General features: G+C 58.9%; 23 protein-coding genes. 20 read left to right on the forward strand and 3 right to left on the reverse strand.

Annotated features, from left to right (window positions below):
- Positions 1 to 29 precede the first annotated feature (29 nt).
- From recG to ygiD, 5 genes are all read left to right on the forward strand, one after another.
- Entirely contained in the window at positions 30 to 2,153 is a 2,124-nt protein-coding gene (gene recG / locus B3R00_RS03980; protein WP_286997589.1) for an ATP-dependent DNA helicase RecG, read from the forward strand.
- A gap of 112 nt (positions 2,154 to 2,265) precedes the next feature.
- On the forward strand, positions 2,266 to 3,228 hold the full coding sequence (locus B3R00_RS03985; RefSeq protein WP_219163042.1) for a LysR substrate-binding domain-containing protein: 963 nt from the start codon (positions 2,266 to 2,268) through the stop codon (positions 3,226 to 3,228).
- A gap of 137 nt (positions 3,229 to 3,365) precedes the next feature.
- Complete coding sequence (locus tag B3R00_RS03990) at positions 3,366 to 3,893, forward strand: Dps family protein (RefSeq protein ID WP_286997591.1); 528 nt, start codon at positions 3,366 to 3,368, stop codon at positions 3,891 to 3,893.
- Positions 3,894 to 3,997: 104 nt separating this feature from the next.
- Complete coding sequence (gene ubiA / locus B3R00_RS03995; protein ID WP_286997592.1) at positions 3,998 to 4,894, forward strand: 4-hydroxybenzoate octaprenyltransferase; 897 nt, start codon at positions 3,998 to 4,000, stop codon at positions 4,892 to 4,894.
- Positions 4,895 to 5,016: 122 nt separating this feature from the next.
- Complete coding sequence (gene ygiD, locus B3R00_RS04000) at positions 5,017 to 5,892, forward strand: 4,5-DOPA dioxygenase extradiol (protein ID WP_286997708.1); 876 nt, start codon at positions 5,017 to 5,019, stop codon at positions 5,890 to 5,892.
- 96 nt (positions 5,893 to 5,988) lie between these two features.
- Here the strand turns inward: ygiD and proC are convergent, their stop codons facing one another.
- From proC to B3R00_RS04015, 3 genes are all read right to left on the reverse strand, one after another.
- Entirely contained in the window at positions 5,989 to 6,813 is an 825-nt protein-coding gene (proC, locus tag B3R00_RS04005) for a pyrroline-5-carboxylate reductase (protein ID WP_286997593.1), read from the reverse strand.
- 120 nt (positions 6,814 to 6,933) lie between these two features.
- Entirely contained in the window at positions 6,934 to 8,430 is a 1,497-nt protein-coding gene (gene glpK, locus B3R00_RS04010; protein ID WP_286997594.1) for a glycerol kinase GlpK, read from the reverse strand.
- Between the two features lie 65 nt (positions 8,431 to 8,495).
- Positions 8,496 to 9,266, reverse strand: a complete 771-nt coding sequence (locus tag B3R00_RS04015; protein ID WP_219163038.1) for a DeoR/GlpR family DNA-binding transcription regulator — start codon at positions 9,264 to 9,266, stop codon at positions 8,496 to 8,498.
- Positions 9,267 to 9,479: 213 nt separating this feature from the next.
- Here B3R00_RS04015 and B3R00_RS04020 point away from each other — a divergent pair, with 213 nt between their 5' ends.
- The 15 genes from B3R00_RS04020 to rpsK all read left to right on the forward strand — a co-directional run bounded on the left by B3R00_RS04020 (position 9,480) and on the right by rpsK (position 17,953).
- Positions 9,480 to 11,078 carry a glycerol-3-phosphate dehydrogenase/oxidase gene (locus B3R00_RS04020; RefSeq protein WP_286997595.1) on the forward strand — a complete coding sequence of 533 codons (1,599 nt, stop codon included), beginning with the start codon at positions 9,480 to 9,482 and terminating at the stop codon, positions 11,076 to 11,078.
- A gap of 391 nt (positions 11,079 to 11,469) precedes the next feature.
- Entirely contained in the window at positions 11,470 to 11,838 is a 369-nt protein-coding gene (rplN, locus tag B3R00_RS04025; protein WP_042417471.1) for a 50S ribosomal protein L14, read from the forward strand.
- A 9-nt stretch (positions 11,839 to 11,847) separates the two neighbouring features.
- Entirely contained in the window at positions 11,848 to 12,165 is a 318-nt protein-coding gene (gene rplX, locus B3R00_RS04030; protein WP_174862324.1) for a 50S ribosomal protein L24, read from the forward strand.
- Between the two features lie 10 nt (positions 12,166 to 12,175).
- Positions 12,176 to 12,715: a 50S ribosomal protein L5 gene (rplE, locus tag B3R00_RS04035; protein WP_003050507.1), complete on the forward strand. Its 540-nt coding sequence runs from the start codon at positions 12,176 to 12,178 to the stop codon at positions 12,713 to 12,715.
- Between the two features lie 8 nt (positions 12,716 to 12,723).
- Positions 12,724 to 13,029: a 30S ribosomal protein S14 gene (gene rpsN / locus B3R00_RS04040; protein WP_042417459.1), complete on the forward strand. Its 306-nt coding sequence runs from the start codon at positions 12,724 to 12,726 to the stop codon at positions 13,027 to 13,029.
- Between the two features lie 20 nt (positions 13,030 to 13,049).
- Positions 13,050 to 13,445: a 30S ribosomal protein S8 gene (gene rpsH, locus B3R00_RS04045; protein WP_174862325.1), complete on the forward strand. Its 396-nt coding sequence runs from the start codon at positions 13,050 to 13,052 to the stop codon at positions 13,443 to 13,445.
- Between the two features lie 24 nt (positions 13,446 to 13,469).
- A complete protein-coding gene (gene rplF, locus B3R00_RS04050; protein WP_174862326.1) occupies positions 13,470 to 14,003 on the forward strand; it encodes a 50S ribosomal protein L6 in 534 nt (177 codons plus the stop codon).
- An 11-nt stretch (positions 14,004 to 14,014) separates the two neighbouring features.
- Positions 14,015 to 14,380 (forward strand): 50S ribosomal protein L18, encoded by a 366-nt coding sequence (gene rplR, locus B3R00_RS04055; protein WP_174862327.1) that lies wholly within the window; start codon positions 14,015 to 14,017, stop codon positions 14,378 to 14,380.
- A gap of 15 nt (positions 14,381 to 14,395) precedes the next feature.
- Positions 14,396 to 14,917, forward strand: a complete 522-nt coding sequence (gene rpsE / locus B3R00_RS04060) for a 30S ribosomal protein S5 (protein WP_174862328.1) — start codon at positions 14,396 to 14,398, stop codon at positions 14,915 to 14,917.
- A gap of 14 nt (positions 14,918 to 14,931) precedes the next feature.
- Positions 14,932 to 15,114 carry a 50S ribosomal protein L30 gene (rpmD, locus tag B3R00_RS04065; protein WP_003050517.1) on the forward strand — a complete coding sequence of 61 codons (183 nt, stop codon included), beginning with the start codon at positions 14,932 to 14,934 and terminating at the stop codon, positions 15,112 to 15,114.
- Positions 15,115 to 15,125: 11 nt separating this feature from the next.
- Complete coding sequence (gene rplO / locus B3R00_RS04070) at positions 15,126 to 15,557, forward strand: 50S ribosomal protein L15 (RefSeq protein ID WP_174862334.1); 432 nt, start codon at positions 15,126 to 15,128, stop codon at positions 15,555 to 15,557.
- Positions 15,558 to 15,579: 22 nt separating this feature from the next.
- Positions 15,580 to 16,893, forward strand: a complete 1,314-nt coding sequence (secY, locus tag B3R00_RS04075) for a preprotein translocase subunit SecY (protein ID WP_219163036.1) — start codon at positions 15,580 to 15,582, stop codon at positions 16,891 to 16,893.
- A 139-nt stretch (positions 16,894 to 17,032) separates the two neighbouring features.
- Positions 17,033 to 17,146, forward strand: a complete 114-nt coding sequence (gene rpmJ, locus B3R00_RS04080) for a 50S ribosomal protein L36 (RefSeq protein WP_003050535.1) — start codon at positions 17,033 to 17,035, stop codon at positions 17,144 to 17,146.
- Positions 17,147 to 17,168: 22 nt separating this feature from the next.
- Entirely contained in the window at positions 17,169 to 17,534 is a 366-nt protein-coding gene (gene rpsM / locus B3R00_RS04085; protein WP_219163035.1) for a 30S ribosomal protein S13, read from the forward strand.
- 17 nt (positions 17,535 to 17,551) lie between these two features.
- Positions 17,552 to 17,953, forward strand: coding sequence for a 30S ribosomal protein S11 (gene rpsK / locus B3R00_RS04090; RefSeq protein ID WP_174862330.1), 402 nt, complete (start codon positions 17,552 to 17,554; stop codon positions 17,951 to 17,953).
- Positions 17,954 to 17,956 lie beyond the last annotated feature (3 nt).

The following is a 17,956-nucleotide window of genomic DNA, read 5'->3' on the forward strand; positions in this document are numbered from 1 at the left end:
TTTCTCAGATTCTCCACTGTTACCGATTCATGTCCTCTGCGTCGACCCCTTCCGTCAAAAAAACAGCGCCCAGTGCGGCTCAGCAAGCCATTCACAAGCTGGGGCTGGTGCGGGACATCGACTTGGTGCTGCATTTGCCGCTGCGCTATGAGGACGAAACCAAGATCACCCTGCTGCGCAATGCCCGCGATGGCGACACGGTGCAAATCGAAGCCACGGTGACGCAGTGTGAGGTGCAGTTGCGCCCACGCCGCATGCTGAAGGTGACGGTGGACGATGGCACAGGCACCTGTGTGCTGACGTTCTTCAGCTTTTACCCGTCGCAGCAAAAGACCATGGCGGTGGGGACGCAGCTGCGCATTCGTGGCGAAATCAAAGGCGGCTTCTGGGGGCGGCAGATGATGCACCCGGCCTTCAAAGTGGCGGGTGGCGAACTGCCCCAGGCCTTGACGCCGGTCTACCCCACAGCGGCAGGGTTGCCGCAGCCGTACTTGCGCCGTGCTATTGCCAGCGCCATGCAGCGTCTGCAACTGCCAGAAACCTTGCCACCTGATACCCCGCCGCCGGTGATGAATTATTGGGGTGAAAATGGGCTCCAGCCCTTGATGGGATTGCGCCAGGCGCTCGCTTTCTTGCATCATCCAACACCCGATGTGGCTTTGGCGACCCTGGAAGACCATTCCCACCCCGCGTGGCAGCGGCTCAAGGCCGAGGAGCTGCTGGCACAGCAGTTGTCGCAATATCAGGCCCGGCAAGAGCGCGCGGCATTGCGGGCTCCCGTGTTGCAGGTGCCTGTGGCAGAGGCGGGCCATTCGACACTGGTGGAGCAGTTTTTGCAGCAACTGCCGTTTGGATTGACGGGCGCGCAGCAGCGTGTGTGCCGGGAAATTGCTCTGGACATGGCACGCCCCATGCCCATGCACCGCTTGCTGCAAGGCGATGTGGGCTCGGGCAAAACCGTGGTGGCGGCCATGTCGGCCATGGTGTGCATTGCCTCGGGCTGGCAGTGTGCCTTGATGGCGCCCACCGAAATTCTGGCGGAGCAGCACTTCGCCAAACTGGTGGGCTGGCTGGAGCCGCTGCTGGAGCCTTTGGGCAAAAAAGTGGCGTGGCTGTCGGGGGCACAAAAAAAGAAAGAGCGTGCGGCCATGCTGGAGCTGGTGGCCTGTGGTGAAGCCGCCTTGGTGGTGGGCACGCACGCCGTCATCCAGGAGCAGGTGCGGTTTCACAACCTGGCGCTGGCCGTGATTGATGAGCAGCACCGCTTTGGTGTGGCGCAGCGCCTGGCCTTGCGCCAGAAGCTGGCGCATCAGGGGCTGGAGCCGCATTTGCTGATGATGAGCGCCACGCCCATTCCCCGCACGCTGGCCATGAGCTATTACGCTGATTTGGATGTCTCGGTGATCGACGAGCTGCCGCCGGGCCGCACGCCCATCGTCACCAAGGTGATCTCCGACAGCCGCAAAGACGAAGTTATTGCCCGCATCGGTGCGCAGGTGGCCGCCGGGCGGCAGGTGTACTGGGTGTGTCCGCTGATCGAAGAGAGCGAGACGCTGGACTTGTCGAATGCCACGGCCACGCACACCGATCTGAGCGAAGCACTGCCCGGTGTGACGGTGGGCCTGCTGCACTCACGCATGCCACAGGCTGAGAAAAAGGCCGTGATGGAACTGTTCACGGCCGGCATCATGGGCGTGCTGGTGTCAACCACGGTGATTGAGGTGGGTGTGGATGTGCCCAATGCTTCACTCATGGTGATTGAGCACGCCGAGCGCTTTGGCCTGAGCCAGTTGCACCAGCTGCGTGGGCGGGTAGGGCGTGGGGCTGCCGCATCGGCCTGCGTGCTGCTGTATTCCGTCAACGACAACGGGCGCTTGTCGGATACCGGCAAGGAGCGCCTGCGCGCCATGGCCGAGACCAACGATGGCTTTGAAATCGCGCGGCGTGACCTGGAAATCCGTGGCCCCGGAGAGTTTTTGGGGGCGCGTCAATCGGGCGACGCTTTGCTGCGATTTGCGGATTTGGACAAAGACATTGCTCTGCTGGAATGGGCCAAAGCGCTGGCGCCCCACATGCTCCAGCGCTATCCCCATTTGGCCCAGCAGCACATCCAGCGCTGGATGGGGACCAAAGCAGAGTTCCTCAAAGCGTAGGACAAGCGCGGAAATGACCCATGGCCCCGCATGTGCATGCCGCGGATTCTGTACATTCGATTACACCGATGCAAAATAGCTTGTTGTTCACCGGTAGACATATTCAAAATCCATGACGCTCACTGAACTGAAATACATTGTCGCCGTCGCGCGCGAAAAGCACTTTGGGCGTGCCGCAGAGGCTTGTTATGTCTCGCAACCCACGCTGTCGGTGGCCATCAAGAAGCTCGAAGAGGAACTGGACGTCAAGATTTTTGAGCGCAGTGCCGGGGAGGTGTCGGTGACGCCTTTGGGCGAATCCATCGTGCGTCAGGCGCAAAGCGTGCTGGAGCAGGCTGCGGAAATCAAAGAAATTGCCAAGCGCGGCAAGGACCCATTGTCCGGCGTGCTGACCTTGGGTGTGATCTACACGATTGGCCCCTATTTGCTGCCCGAGCTGGTGCGCCACTCTATCAAGATGACGCCCCAAATGCCGCTGATGTTGCAAGAGAACTTCACGGTCAAACTGCTCGAAATGCTGCGCACCGGTGAAATTGACTGCGCCATCCTGGCTGAGCCATTCCCTGATACGGGATTGGCGATGGCACCGCTGTACGACGAGCCCTTCATGGCGGCGGTGCCCAACACCCATCCTCTGGCGCAGCAGGAGTCGGTGACAACCACTGAGCTGAAAAACGAAACCATGCTGCTGCTGGGTGCAGGGCACTGCTTTCGCGACCATGTGCTGGAAGTCTGTCCCGAGTTCGCCCGCTACGCGAGCAACGCCGAAGGCATTCGTCGCACATTTGAAGGCTCGTCGCTGGAAACCATCAAACACATGGTGGCAGCGGGCATGGGTGTGACGTTGGTGCCGCGCCTGTCGGTGCCTGCGGATGCATTGACCACCCAGCGCCGCCGCACCTCGGATGACCCGCACATCCGTTATTTGCCAATTCGCAGCGAAGATGGCGTGCCCACACCCAGCCGTCGCGTGGTGCTGGCCTGGCGTCGCAGTTTTACGCGCTATGAAGCGATTGCTGCATTGCGCAATGCCGTTTATGCCTGCGAGCTGACTGGGGTGCAACTGCTCACCTGATTCAGCGCACTTTGGTTGCCTCAGGCCGGCAGCAGGTTGCACGCAGGGGGCATGCGCTACATTAGTTATTACGGCTTAACCGTGTGGTGCGCCAACTTGTGTGGCTGCATCGGTTTGTATGACTGAGGAGAAGTACTATGGCGAAAGAAGCGAAAAAGCAAACGGTCAAAATTGCACCCGCAGCAGCGGCCATGCCTATCAAAATTGGCATCAGCGCCAAAGACCGAGAGCTGATTGCGGAAGGTCTGTCGCATCTGCTGGCAGACACGTACACGCTCTATCTGACCACGCACAACTTCCACTGGAACGTGACTGGCCCGATGTTCAACACGCTGCACACCATGTTCATGGGGCAGTACACCGAACTGTGGAACGCCGTCGATCCTGTGGCCGAGCGTATTCGCTCGCTGGGCCACTTCGCGCCCGGCTCGTACGGCCAGTTCGGCAAGCTGACCAGCCTGCCCGATGTGCCCGCAACGCCGCCCAAGGCCAACGAGATGATCCGCATCTTGGTCGAAGGTAACGAAGCCGTGGCACGCACGGCGCGTGAGCTGTTCCCGCTGGCCGACAAGGCCAACGACCAGCCTACGGCCGACCTGTTGACCCAGCGCCTGACCGTGCACGAGCAAAACGCCTGGATGCTGCGCTCCCTGCTGGAAGAATAAGCAGCCGACTGTGCCGCGCGCTCTGTGAAGGCGCGGGCAGCTTAGCCACCCACCACAACGCCCGCCGCCAGCGGGCGTTGTGCATTTCGCGCGACAATTTACCCATGACCACTTCGACCACCCATTCCGCAGCCAGCGCTGCACCTCGCTCCAAGCTCGCGCTCTACCTGGACCTCATCCGCTGGAATCGTCCTGCTGGCTGGCTGGTGTTGGTGTGGCCAACGCTGGCGGCGCTGTGGGTGGCGGCTGAAGGTTTTCCGGGCTGGCATTTGCTGCTGGTGTTTGTGGCGGGCACGGTGCTGATGCGCAGTGCGGGCTGCACCATCAACGACATTGCAGACCGTGAGTTTGACAAACATGTCAAGCGCACCACGCAGCGGCCCATCACCAGCGGGCAAATCAGCGTGAAAGAAGCTGCACTGGTGGGGCTGGTGCTGACCTTGGTGGCGTTTGTGCTGGTGCTGACCACGCGTTGGGAGGCCGTGGCCTGGTCGGTGCCTGCAGTGCTGTTCACCATCCTCTACCCGTTTACCAAGCGGTTTTTTGCCATGCCGCAGGCCTTTTTGGGCATTGCGTTTAACTTTGGCATCGTGATTGCTTTTGCCGCAGTGACGGGCGATGTGGGGGTTACGGCGTGGGTGCTGTGGCTGGCCAATATGTTCTTGGTGCTGGCATATGACACCGAATACGCGATGGTAGACCGCGATGACGATTTGAAAATTGGCATGAAAACTTCCGCCATCACGCTGGGCCGTTTTGATGTGCTGGGCATCATGGCCTTTTTTGTGCTGTGTCTGGGGCTGACCATTTTGGCCGTCTTGCCCTATGGCCTGGGCTGGCCTTTTTGGCTGGGCATGGCCCTGGCGGCGGCGCAGGTGGTGTGGCACTTCACGTTGATCAAGGCGCGTACCCGCGAAGGCTGCTTTGTGGCCTTCAGCAAAAGTCACTACATTGGTATGACGATTTTTTCCGGAATCGCCCTGGGTTTTGCTCTGCGCTGAGGCGCTGCAGCGATGGTGCCTTAGTGCAGTGGTGCATTTTTTAGGAACGCAGGACGATGCAACGCAGACATTGGCTGGGCGCAGCGGCAGGGGCCACAGCGTTGGCGGCCACAGGAGCCAGCATGACCATCAGTCAGACATGGGATAGCGCGGCCGTGCAAGCGGGTATTACGGAGCTCAGGCCTTCGAGCCGCATGCCGGTGCTGTTTGTGGGGCATGGCAGCCCCATGAATGCGATAGAGGACAACGCTTACCGTCAAAGCTGGCAGCAGTTGGGCCAGAAGTTGCTGACCCAGGTGGAGCGTCCGCAGCTGGTGCTGTGCATTTCTGCGCACTGGATCACGCAAGGCAAGGGCGCATGGCTGACCGGGATGGCGCAGCCCAGAACCATCCATGACTTTGGCGGTTTTCCGCAAGCGCTGTTCGACCAGCAATACCCTGCACCGGGCGCGCCCGCCGTGGCCCGGCAACTGGCGGCCGAGCTGCGCCACCCGCATAACCAGCAGCCACTGGGAGTGGACACAGACGAGTGGGGGCTGGATCATGGCACTTGGAGCGTGCTCAAGCCCATGTTTCCCGATGCCAGCATCCCCGTGGTGCAACTGAGTATCGACTACAGCCGCCCGCCTGCCGAACACTTCGCGCTGGGGCAGCAGCTGCACACGCTGCGCGAGCGTGGCGTGTTGATTGTGGGCAGTGGCAACGTGGTCCATAACCTGCGCGCCTTGCAGCGCACCCAGTCACCGTTGCAGGCGTATGACTGGGCCATCGAGTTTGACCAGATGGTGGCGGCACATGTGGACCAGGGGAACTTGGCGGGGCTGAGTGACTTTCAGCAGATGGGGGCGGTGGCGCAAATGGCCCATCCCACGTACGACCATTATTTGCCGCTGCTGTATGCCGCAGGCGCGGTGGGCAAGGATGAGCGCGCGCAGCATTTCAACGCTGACTTTCAGATGGCGGCCATTTCGATGCGTTCGATGCTCTGGGGCGCTTGAGCCCATTCCCCGCAGGCCTGTACCAAGGTGCTGGCCACGGTCATGAAAAAGCCCCGCAGCGTTTGCTGGCGGGGCTTTTGTGATGCGGCAGATGGCTTACTTGCCAAACTCTGCGGCCAGTTCCTTGGCGCGGGTTTCGGCCTTGCGCAGCGCGGCGATGAAGTGCTGGGGCAGCCCGGCCTGCTGCATGTGGGTGATGGCGGCGTAGGTGGTGCCGCCCTTGCTGGTGACGCGCTCGCGCAGCACGCTGGCAGGTTCGTCCGAGCGTGCCGCCAGCTCCGAGGCGCCCTGGAAAGTGGCAATCGCCAACTGGTAGGACTGCGCAGCGGTCAGCCCCATGTCGACACCGGCTTGCGTCATGGCTTCCAGGAACAAAAACACATAGGCCGGGCCAGAGCCGGACAGCGCGGTCACCGCGTCTAGTTTGTCTTCGGCGTCCACCCACACCATCTGGCCCGTGGTGCCAATCACGCGCTCGATCAGGGCTTGGCCTGCAGCGTCAACCTCAGAGCGGGCAAACAGCCCCGTCATGCCTTTGCCCACGAGCGCTGGCGTGTTGGGCATGGCACGCACGATGCGGCCCGTGCCCAACCACTGGGCAATGCTGTCGGTGGTGATGCCGGCGGCCACGCTCAGGTGCAAGGCGCTGGCGGTGTGGGGCGCTGCAGCAGCGGCCGCTTCTTTGAAGATCTGGGGTTTGACGGCCCAGACCACCAGATCGTGACCCGCCAGTGCGGCGCTGGCGGCGGGCAGGGCGTTAATGCCGAACTTGGCCTTGAGGGCATCGCGCGCGGCGTCAAATGGTTCGACCACGGTGATGCGGTCGGTGGGCAGGCTGCTGGCAATCAGGCCGCCGATGATGGCGCTGGCCATATTGCCGCCGCCAATGAAAGCGATGCGGGGTGAAGGTGCTTGGCTCATACAAATGCTTTCTAAAAATAAGAGCTGCTAGCGCTTAATTGGTAAGAATTTCAACGTGTTTTCTATCTGAAACGCTTTGAGATCTAGCGCTGGCAGCTCTTTTTAGGGGAGTGGTTGGGCTTATGGCGCGGTGGTCTGGCGCACGGCACGCTCCCAGCGCGCCATCAACTCATCGGCGCGGGCTTTGTCCATGGTGGGCACAAAGCGGCGCTCAGCCTTCCACAGCGACGACAGTTCTTCCGTGCTCTGGTAGACGCCGCTGGACAAGCCGGCCAGGTAGGCTGCGCCCAGAGCGGTGGTCTCCACGCAGGCCGGACGCACCACGGGGATGCCCAGCAAATCGGCCTGGAACTGCATCAGCAGGTTGTTCACGCAGGCGCCGCCGTCCACGCGCAGCTCGCTCACGGCGGCACCGCCGTTGGCGACCGCATCGCGGCTCATGGCCAGCAGCAGGGCAGCGCTCTGGTAGGCGATCGACTCCAGCGCCGCACGTGCAATGTGCGCCAGGGTGGTGCCGCGCGTCAGGCCGGTGATGGAACCCCGTGCATCGGGCTCCCAATACGGCGCGCCCAGACCGGTGAAGGCTGGCACCAGCATGACGCCACCGCTGTCAGGCACGCTCTCGGCCAGTTGCTGCACCTGGCCGCTGTGTTCAATCGCCTGCAGGCCGTCGCGCAGCCACTGCACCACGGCGCCGCCGACGAACACGCTGCCTTCCAGCGCAAACTGGGGCGTGGCGCTGGGCTGGGCGGCGCTGGTGGTCAGCAGACCGTTGGCCGAGGTCTGGAATTGGCCGCCGGTGTGCATCAGCATAAAGCAGCCGGTGCCGTAGGTGTTCTTGGCCATGCCGGCTTTGAAGCAGGCCTGACCAAACAGCGCGCTTTGCTGGTCGCCCGCCACGCCGCCGATGGTGATGGGGCCGCCCAGCACGTCTTCAGCCGTGCGGCCAAAGTTGGCGGCCGAAGGCAGCACCTCGGGCATTAGGCTGGCGGGTATGTGCAGCAGGGCCAGCAGGTCGGCATCCCACTGGTTGGTGTGCACGTTGAACAGCATGGTGCGGCTGGCGTTGCTGACGTCGGTGACGTGGCGCTGGCCGCCGGTGAGCTGCCAGATCAGCCAGCTGTCCACCGTGCCAAAGGCTAGCTCGCCGCGCTCGGCGGCTTCACGCGCGCCGGGCACGTGGTCCAGCAGCCATTGCAACTTCGTGCCCGAGAAGTAGGCGTCAATGCGCAAGCCGGTTTTTTGCAGGATGGCATCGCTGTGGCCGGCTTCGCGCAGCTGCTGGCAGGTGGGTTCGGCGCGGCGGTCTTGCCAGACGATGCCGTGGTGGATGGGCTGGCCCGTCTTGCGGTTCCAGACGATGGTGGTTTCGCGCTGGTTGGTGATGCCCACGCTGCGGATGTCGCTCGCCTTGAGCCCAGCCTTGGCCAGTGCGTCGCGCGCCGTGCCCAGCTGCGTGCGCCAGATTTCGTGGGGGTCGTGCTCTACCCAGCCGGGGCGAGGGTAGATCTGGGGCAGCTCCTGCTGGGCGGAAGCGACGATGCGGCCCTGCGTGTCAAACACGATGGCACGGGAACTGGAGGTGCCTTGGTCCAAGGCAAGCAGGTAGGTGGTCATAGGAGGTCTTGTGCAATCACAAATTCAAGACAAAGCGTGTCGGTGGCTTGGCGCGCAGCAGGGGTTTACTCGGCCACCACGCACTGCACTTCGGCCTCTTGCAGCAGATGGGCAAAAGGCTCGGGAGGGGGTGTGTCCGTAAACAGGCGGTCAATCTGCGCAAGACTGGCCAGCTCCACCATGGCTTGGCGGCTGAATTTGCTGTGGTCAGCGGCCAGCCAGACTTCACGGGACTGCTGAATGATGGTTTGAGCCACTTTCACTTCGCGCAGGTCGTAGTCGCGCAAGGTGCCATCGGACTCAATCGCCGAGATGCCAATGATGGCAATGTCGACCTTGAACTGGCGCATAAAGTCCACGGCCGCTTCGCCGATGATGCCGCGGTCGCGCGTGCGCACCACGCCGCCCGCCACAATGACTTCGCAGTCGGCATTGCTGCTCAAAATCGCAGCCACGTTCAGGTTGTTGGTGATAACGCGCAGGCCACGGTGGTGCAACAGGGCTTTGGCGATGGCCTCGGTGGTGGTGCCAATGTTCAAAATTAGCGAGCAGCCATTCGGAATGGCTTGGGCCACGGCTTTGGCAATGCGCGCTTTGCCGTCAGCGTTGAGCGTTTCGCGGCGTGTGTGCGCGAGATTCTCTACCGTGGCACTGGGGACGCGCACGCCGCCATGAAAACGCACCAGCAAGCCCGCTGCGGCGAGCTTTTGTACATCGCGGCGCACGGTTTGCAGCGTCACCCCCAAGGTGTCTGCCAGTTGCTCCACAGTGGCCGATTGCAAATTGCGTACTTCTTCCAGTAATTGCAGCTGGCGGGGGTTGTTGTTGCTATTCACAGAGTGCCCAGAGTGAAAAAGAGAAGGTGAATGATCGTAAAACCGAAATCAAAACAATGGAAATCGAAAAAAACCAATCACAAACGAACAAAAAAGGTGACAATATATGCTAGTGCTGGCACTCGCTTGCTGGCAACACGGCATAGCCTTGCGCTGACGCGCACTGTGCCAACTATTGACTACCCTCAGACACTTGCCCTGTCCTGAAGCACTATGACGATTGCCACTACGCCTTTGACCACAGACCGCGCCGAGTTGTTGGCCCGTTTGTCCCAGTCTGAAACTTACGACCTGCTCATTATCGGCGGTGGAGCCACCGGTTTGGGCACCGCAGTGGATGCAGTCGCACGCGGCTTCAAGGTGTGCGTGCTGGAGTCGCATGACTTTGCCAAGGGCACTTCCTCGCGCGCCACCAAACTGGTGCACGGTGGTGTGCGTTATCTGGCGCAGGGCAACGTCGCGTTGGTGCGCGAAGCGCTGCATGAGCGCACCACGCTGCTGAACAACGCGCCGCACCTGGCGCAGCCGCTGGCTTTTGTGATGCCGTCGTACAAACTGCTGGACACGCCTTTTTATGGCGCGGGCCTGAAGATGTACGACGCGCTGGCCGGTAAAGATGGCCTGGGACGCACCGAATTTCTGAGCAAGGACAAGACTTTGCGCCTGCTGCCGACGGTGCGTACCGACCACCTCAAGGGTGGCGTGAAGTACTGGGACGGACAGTTTGACGATGCCCGTTTGGCCTTGGTGCTGGCGCGCACCGCAGCGGCCAAGGGCGCGCTGCTGGTCAACTACTGCCCTGCCAAGCAGTTGCTGCATACCGATGGCAAAGTCTCTGGCGTGGTCTGCGAAGACGCAGAAACCGGCACCCGCTACGAAGTCCATGCCAAGTGTGTCGTCAACGCTACGGGCCCTTGGGTGGACTTGTTCCGCCAGCAAGACGCGCAATTGCTGGGCAAGCCCGTCAAGCCCATGGTGGCGCCCAGTCAGGGTGTGCACGTGGTGGTGGATCGTGAGTTTCTGCCCACTGACCATGCGCTGCTGGTGCCCAAGACAGCCGATGGCCGCGTGCTGTTTGCTGTGCCATGGCTGGGTAAAGTCATTCTCGGCACCACAGACACCCCCCGTCACGACCTGGCGCGCGAACCCCAGGCGTTTGAGGAAGAGATTGAATTCATTCTCAAGGAAGCGGGCAACTACCTGTGCCGCCGCCCCACACGCGCCGATGTGCGCAGCATCTGGGTGGGCATGCGCCCCCTGGTCAAGCCCCAAGACGATGATGGCGAGAACACCAAGAAAATCAGCCGTGAACACACGGTGATGACCAGCAAGTCTGGCCTCGTCACCGTCACGGGCGGCAAGTGGACCACTTACCGCGCCATGGCCGAAGATGTGCTGCAAGAGTGCTTTGAGCAGCGTCTGCTGCCCGCGCGCGCAGGGGGCGTGACCGTGCACATGCCGCTGGTGGGGGCGCCCAAGCCTGCGCAGGTCAAGCACCGCCTGAACGCCGTGCAGGGCGAGCACATCTACGGCACCGAAGCTGCGGCGGTGCACAGCCTGCCCGGGTCCGACAAGCTGTTGGCCGAAGGCTTGAGCGAGGCCATGGTGCGCTTTGCAGCGCGCTATGAATATGCACGCACGGTAGAAGATGTGCTGGCACGCCGCAGCCGCCTGCTATTTTTGGATGCGCGCTTGGCCGCCAGCGTGGCACCTCGTGTGGCAGAAATCCTGGCGCAAGAGCTGCCCGGCGTCGATGTCAAACTGCCCGACTTCTTGGCGCTGGCGCAGCAATATCTGCTGACTCCCGCCTAAATTCGAGGGCATGGGTGCAGCGAACAAGCGCTAGACACTTCGAAAAAAGAAGCTGTCAGCGCTTGTTTAATAGTGCATTTAAATAAAAAATTGTTTGAAATCAAGGTGTAGCCTGCGTAAGTAGCTATCCTTTTAGATGTCCGTGAAGGCTTTGACGCATCCCTTGCGAGGTGTGGTGGTTTTTGTGGGCTAAGCAGTTGACGCGCAAGGAAATTATTGCGATAATCTCCCTCTTCACGTGTAAAAGCGTGGAACTATCTGCCCAGCGGGAAGCCTTTTGGAATGGTCCAGAAGGTGGACGACGGGCCCAAGACTGACCGGCTGCTTGTTCGGCCCTTGAGAAGTTCTCTGGGGCTGTCTGGGTCTGCTGGAGCAAGTTGGGAATATTGAAATGATCCAAACAGAATCTCGTTTAGAGGTTGCCGATAACACGGGCGCGAAGTCTGTTCAGTGCATTAAGGTGCTGGGCGGTTCTCATCGTCGCTACGCGAGCGTTGGCGACATCATCAAAGTGAGCATCAAAGAAGCCGCTCCCCGTGGCCGCGTCAAAAAAGGCGAGGTTTACAGCGCAGTGGTAGTTCGTACAGCCAAGGGCATCCGCCGTGGCGACGGTTCTTTGGTGAAGTTCGATGGCAACGCTGCCGTTCTGCTGAACGCCAAGCTGGAGCCTATCGGCACTCGTATTTTTGGCCCTGTGACACGTGAACTGCGTACTGAAAAGTTCATGAAGATCGTGTCCCTGGCACCTGAAGTTCTCTAAGGAAGCACTATGAACAAGATTCGCAAGGGCGACAAAGTCATCGTGCTGACCGGCCGTGACAAGGGTAAGCAAGGCGTAGTTGCTTCGCGCAAGGACGATTCGCACCTGGTGATCGAAGGCGTGAACCTGGTGAAGAAGCACGTCAAGCCAAACCCCATGAAGGGCACCACCGGCGGTATCGTGGAAAAGGCTATGCCTATCCATCAATCCAACGTGGCTATCTTCAATGCAGCGACTGGCAAGGCTGATCGCGTGGGCATCAAGGTGAACGCCGACGGTACACGTGTTCGCGTGTTCAAGTCCAATGGCGCTGAAATCACCGCCTAAGGAGTAACACATGGCACGTTTGCAAAAACTGTATCGCGAAAAAATCGCGGCAGAACTGAAAGAAAAGTTCGGCTACACCTCCGCTATGGAAGTGCCCCGTCTGACCAAGATCACCCTGAATATGGGTGTGAGCGAAGCCGTGGCTGACAAGAAGGTGATGGACAACGCTGTGGCTGACCTGACCAAGATTGCTGGTCAAAAGCCCGTGGTGACCAAGGCCAAGAAGGCTATCGCTGGTTTCAAGATCCGTGAAGGTCAAGCAATTGGCTGCATGGTGACCCTGCGTGGCGTTCAAATGTACGAATTCCTGGATCGTTTCGTCACCGTGGCTCTGCCCCGCGTGCGTGACTTCCGTGGTATTTCGGGTCGTTCGTTCGACGGCCGCGGCAACTACAACGTTGGCGTTAAAGAACAGATCATCTTCCCTGAAATCGAATACGACAAAGTGGATGCTCTGCGTGGTCTGAACATCAGCATCACGACAACGGCGAAGAACGACGAAGAGTGCAAGGCACTGCTCGCAGCGTTCAAATTCCCCTTCAAGAACTGAGGTAGCGCATGGCTAAGAAAGCTTTGATCGAGCGCGAACTGAAGCGCGAAAAACTGGCCGCGAAGTACGCTGCCAAGTACGCTGAATTGAAGGCAATCGCCGGTGACGCTAAGCGTTCCGACGAAGAGCGTGATGCAGCCCGTCTGGGTCTGCAAAAGCTGCCCCGTAATGCCAACCCCACTCGCCAACGTAACCGTTGCGAAATCACAGGTCGTCCACGTGGCACATTCCGTCAATTCGGTCTGGGTCGCGCAAAGATCCGTGAATTGGCCTTTGCTGGTGACATCCCCGGTGTTACCAAGGCTAGCTGGTAAGCAAGCAGGAGAGATACAAGATGAGCATGAGTGATCCTATCGCCGACTTGCTGACCCGTATTCGCAACGCCCAAATGGTGTCCAAAGCCACCGTGTCGGTTCCTTCCTCTAAGGTGAAGGTTGCCATCGCACAAGTGCTGAAGGACGAGGGCTATGTTGACGGTTTTGAAGTCAAGACCGAAGACGGCAAGTCTGAACTCGTTATTACCCTGAAGTACTACGCCGGTCGCCCTGTGATTGAGCGTATCGAACGTGTAAGCCGTCCTGGCCTGCGCGTGTACAAGGGCAGCAACGCAATTCCTCAAGTCCAAAACGGCTTGGGTGTGGCCATTGTTACCACTCCTAAGGGCGTGATGACAGATCGCAAAGCACGTGCTACCGGCGTCGGTGGTGAAGTGCTGTGCTATGTGGCCTAACGGACATTAAGGAGAAATACTGAAATGTCTCGCGTAGCAAAAGCAAATGTGACCATCCCCGCTGGCGTGGATGTGTCTTTGACTGCTGACACCATCAAGGTGAAGGGCAAGGGCGGTGAACTGTCTTTGGCTCTGAACGCTTTGGTGGCAATCAGCAACAACGACGGTAAGCTGTCGTTCGCACCTGTTAACGATTCTCGTGATGCTGATGCACTGGCCGGTACTTTCCGCCAGCTCGTCAATAACATGGTGAAGGGTGTAACCGAAGGCTTCGAAAAGAAGCTGAGCCTGATTGGCGTGGGTTACAAGGCCGCTGTGCAGGGCGCTAAGCTGAACTTGAACGTGGGCTTCTCGCACCCTGTGCACTTTGAAGCCCCTCAAGGCATCACCATCACTACCCCCACTCCAACTGAAGTTGTGATCAAGGGTGCAGACCGCCAAGTGGTAGGTCAGCTGGCTGCTGAGATTCGCGCCGTTCGTCCTCCCGAGCCTTACAAGGGCAAGGGCATCCGCTATGTGGATGAGAAGGTCGTGATCAAAGAGACCAAGAAGAAGTAAGGAGCTGCAATATGTTGACCAAGAAAGAGCAGCGTCTGCGTCGTGCACGCCAAACACGTATCCGCATTGCACAGCAAGGCGTGGCGCGTTTGAGCGTGAACCGCACGAACCTCCACATCTACGCCAGCGTCTTCTCCGAAGATGGCACCAAGGTGTTGGCCACAGCTTCGACAGCCGAAGCTGCTGTGCGCGCACAACTGGGCGCCGCAGGCAAGGGTGGCAACGTGGCTGCCGCTACACAAATCGGCAAGCTGATTGCCGAGCGTGCTAAGGCTGCCGGCGTTGAGAAAGTGGCTTTCGATCGCGCTGGTTTTGCATACCACGGCCGCGTGAAGGCTTTGGCAGAAGCCGCTCGCGAAGCGGGCCTGCAGTTCTAAGCGGAGCGGACAAAAATGGCAAAGTTTTCCCCCAAAGTGCAAGACGAAGGTCGTGACGACGGTCTGCGCGAAAAAATGATTGCGGTAAACCGCGTCACCAAGGTTGTGAAGGGTGGTCGTATTCTCGGCTTCGCAGCACTGACCGTGGTTGGCGACGGTGATGGCCGCATTGGCATGGGCAAAGGTAAGTCCAAGGAAGTACCTGTGGCCGTGCAAAAGGGCATGGAAGAGTCCCGCCGCAACATGATGAAGGTGTCGCTCAAGAGCGGCTCCATCCACCACTCTGTGATGGGTCATCATGGTGCTGCTCGCGTGGAACTGCACCCAGCTCCCAAGGGTACCGGTATCATCGCCGGCGGCCCCATGCGCGCTGTATTCGAAGTCGTTGGTATTACCGACATCGTGGCCAAAAGCCACGGTTCTTCGAATCCTTACAACATGGTTCGCGCCACACTCGACGCTTTGAAGAATTCCACAACCCCTTCGGAAGTGGCTGCAAAGCGCGGCAAGTCGGTTGAAGACATCTTCACCGCCTGATCGGAGTCCAGCACATGACAACACAACAAACTGTCAAAATTCAGCTGGTTCGTAGCCCCATTGGCACCAAAGAGTCGCACCGTGCGACTGTGCGTGGCCTGGGTCTGCGTAAGCTGAATAGCGTCAGCGAACTGCAGGACACACCTGAAGTTCGCGGCATGATCAACAAAATCGCCTACTTGGTGAAGGTTCTGTGAAGGGATTGATGATGGAACTCAATAGCATCAAGCCAGCAGCAGGCGCCAAGCATGCTCCACGTCGCGTGGGTCGCGGTATCGGTTCTGGTCTGGGTAAGACCGCCGGTCGTGGTCACAAGGGTCAAAAATCGCGTTCGGGTGGCTACCACAAGGTAGGCTTCGAAGGCGGTCAAATGCCTTTGCAGCGTCGCTTGCCTAAGCGTGGTTTCAAGTCCATGACTTTGAAGTTCAACGCCGAAGTGACTTTGGCTGCTCTGGAGCAACTGGGTCTGGCGGAAGTCGACGTCGCTGCACTGAAGCAAGCAGGTCTGGTAGCTTCCAACGCCCTGGTGGTGAAGGTTATCAAGAGCGGTGAGTTGACCAAGGCTGTAAAGCTGAACGGCATTGGTGCCACAGCTGGCGCCAAGGCTGCCATCGAAGCTGCCGGTGGCAGCATCGCCTGATTAAGTTCTGAAAGAGACATCCGTGGCTACTAGCGCAGCTCAAATTGCAAAAACCGGCAAGTTTGGTGACTTGCGTCGCCGACTGGTTTTTCTGTTGCTTGCGCTGGTCGTATACCGCATCGGGGCCCATATCCCCGTGCCCGGCATCGACCCAGCGCAGCTGCAGCAGCTGTTCAATGGCCAGCAGGGCATTCTCAACCTGTTCAATATGTTCTCGGGTGGAGCACTTTCGCGCTTCACAGTGTTCGCACTGGGGATCATGCCGTACATTTCGGCATCGATCATCATGCAGCTAATGACGTATGTCGTTCCTACATTTGAACAACTGAAGAAGGAAGGTGAGGCGGGGCGTCGCAAGATTACCCAATACACCCGCTACGGCACTTTAGCCTTGGCACTTTTCCAGTCGTTGGGTATTGCCGTGGCTTTGGAAAGCTCTCCAGGACTGGTGCTGGATCCAGGTTTCGGCTTCCGCATGACTGCGGTGGTGAGCCTGACTGCTGGCACCATGTTCCTGATGTGGCTGGGCGAACAGATTACTGAACGTGGTCTGGGCAACGGCATCTCCATCCTGATCTTTGCTGGTATTGCCGCAGGCTTGCCCAGTTCGATTGGTGGACTGCTGGAGCTGGTTCGTACCGGTGCCATGAGCATCCTGGCTGCGATCTTCATTGTCCTCGTTGTGGCAGCCGTGACGTATTTCGTCGTGTTTGTCGAGCGTGGTCAACGTAAGATCTTGGTGAATTACGCGCGCCGCCAAGTTGGCAACAAGGTGTACGGTGGTCAGTCTTCGCACTTGCCACTGAAGTTGAACATGGCGGGTGTAATCCCTCCCATCTTCGCTTCGTCAATCATCTTGCTACCAGCAACCGTGGTGAATTGGTTCAGTGCAGGGGAATCCATGCGCTGGTTGAAGGACATTGCAGCGACGCTGACCCCAGGTCAGCCGATTTATGTGATGCTCTACGCCGCCGCAATCATTTTCTTCTGTTTCTTCTATACAGCACTCGTGTTCAATAGCCGCGAGACCGCTGATAATCTGAAGAAAAGTGGTGCTTTCATCCCAGGCATTCGTCCCGGTGACCAGACTGCCCGCTACATTGACAAGATTCTGGTGCGTTTGACACTGGCTGGCGCCGTCTACATCACATTCGTGTGTTTGTTGCCAGAGTTCCTGATCCTGAAGTACAACGTTCCGTTTTACTTTGGAGGTACATCGCTACTAATTATTGTGGTGGTGACCATGGACTTCATGGCGCAAGTGCAGAACTACATGATGTCGCAGCAGTATGAGTCCCTTCTCAAGAAGGCCAACTTCAAGGCATCAGGTCACTGAGATATGAAGGCCATTCCTTTTGGGTAAAACCAAAAGGAATCCAATAACAGCAAGTATGAGTGCTCTACATTTTTTCGCGGTCACAGGCAGTGCCCAGGTCGAAAAAGTGAATACGGATGCAAAGTTTTAGGAGAATGAAATGAGAGTTTCGGCTTCGGTCAAGAAAATCTGCCGCAACTGCAAGATCATCCGCCGCAAAGGTGTGGTGCGCGTGATCTGCACAGACCAGCGCCATAAGCAGCGCCAGGGCTGATTGAAAGTATTAGAGGACTAATATGGCACGTATTGCTGGTATTAACATCCCGCCCCACAAGCATGCTGAAATCGGCCTGACCGCCATTTACGGCATCGGTCGTACGACTGCTCGCAAGATCTGCGAAGCTTGCGGTATCGAGTACTCCAAGAAGGTTAAAGACCTGACTGATGCTGATCTGGAAAAGATTCGTGACCAGTTGAACGGCATGACCTTGGAAGGCGATCTGCGTCGCGAAACCACCATGAACATCAAGCGTTTGATGGACATCGGTTGCTACCGCGGTTTCCGTCATCGTCGTGGCCTGCCTATGCGCGGTCAACGTACACGCACCAATGCCCGTACTCGCAAGGGTCCTCGCAAAGGCGCAGCGGCACTGAAGAAATAAGGGATTGAGAGATCACTATGGCTAAGGCACAAAACAACGCTGCTGCGCGTGTACGTAAGAAAGTTCGTAAGAACATTTCTGACGGTATTGCACACGTGCACGCTTCGTTCAACAACACGATCATCACCATTACTGACCGCCAGGGCAATGCTCTGTCGTGGGCTTCCTCGGGTGGCCAGGGCTTCAAGGGTTCGCGCAAGTCGACTCCTTTCGCAGCCCAGGTTGCATCGGAAGTGGCAGGTCGTGCTGCTATCGAACAGGGCATCAAGAACCTGGACGTAGAAATCAAGGGTCCCGGTCCTGGCCGCGAATCCTCGGTTCGCGCCTTGGGTGCTCTGGGTATCCGTATCACTTCTATCGCGGACGTGACACCGGTACCGCACAACGGCTGCCGCCCTCAAAAGCGTCGTCGTATTTAATTT

Origin of the sequence: Comamonas sp. UBA7840 (genome assembly GCF_002501455.1) — a bacterium.
GTDB classification, from domain to species: Bacteria; Pseudomonadota; Gammaproteobacteria; order Burkholderiales; family Burkholderiaceae_C; genus Comamonas; species Comamonas jiangduensis.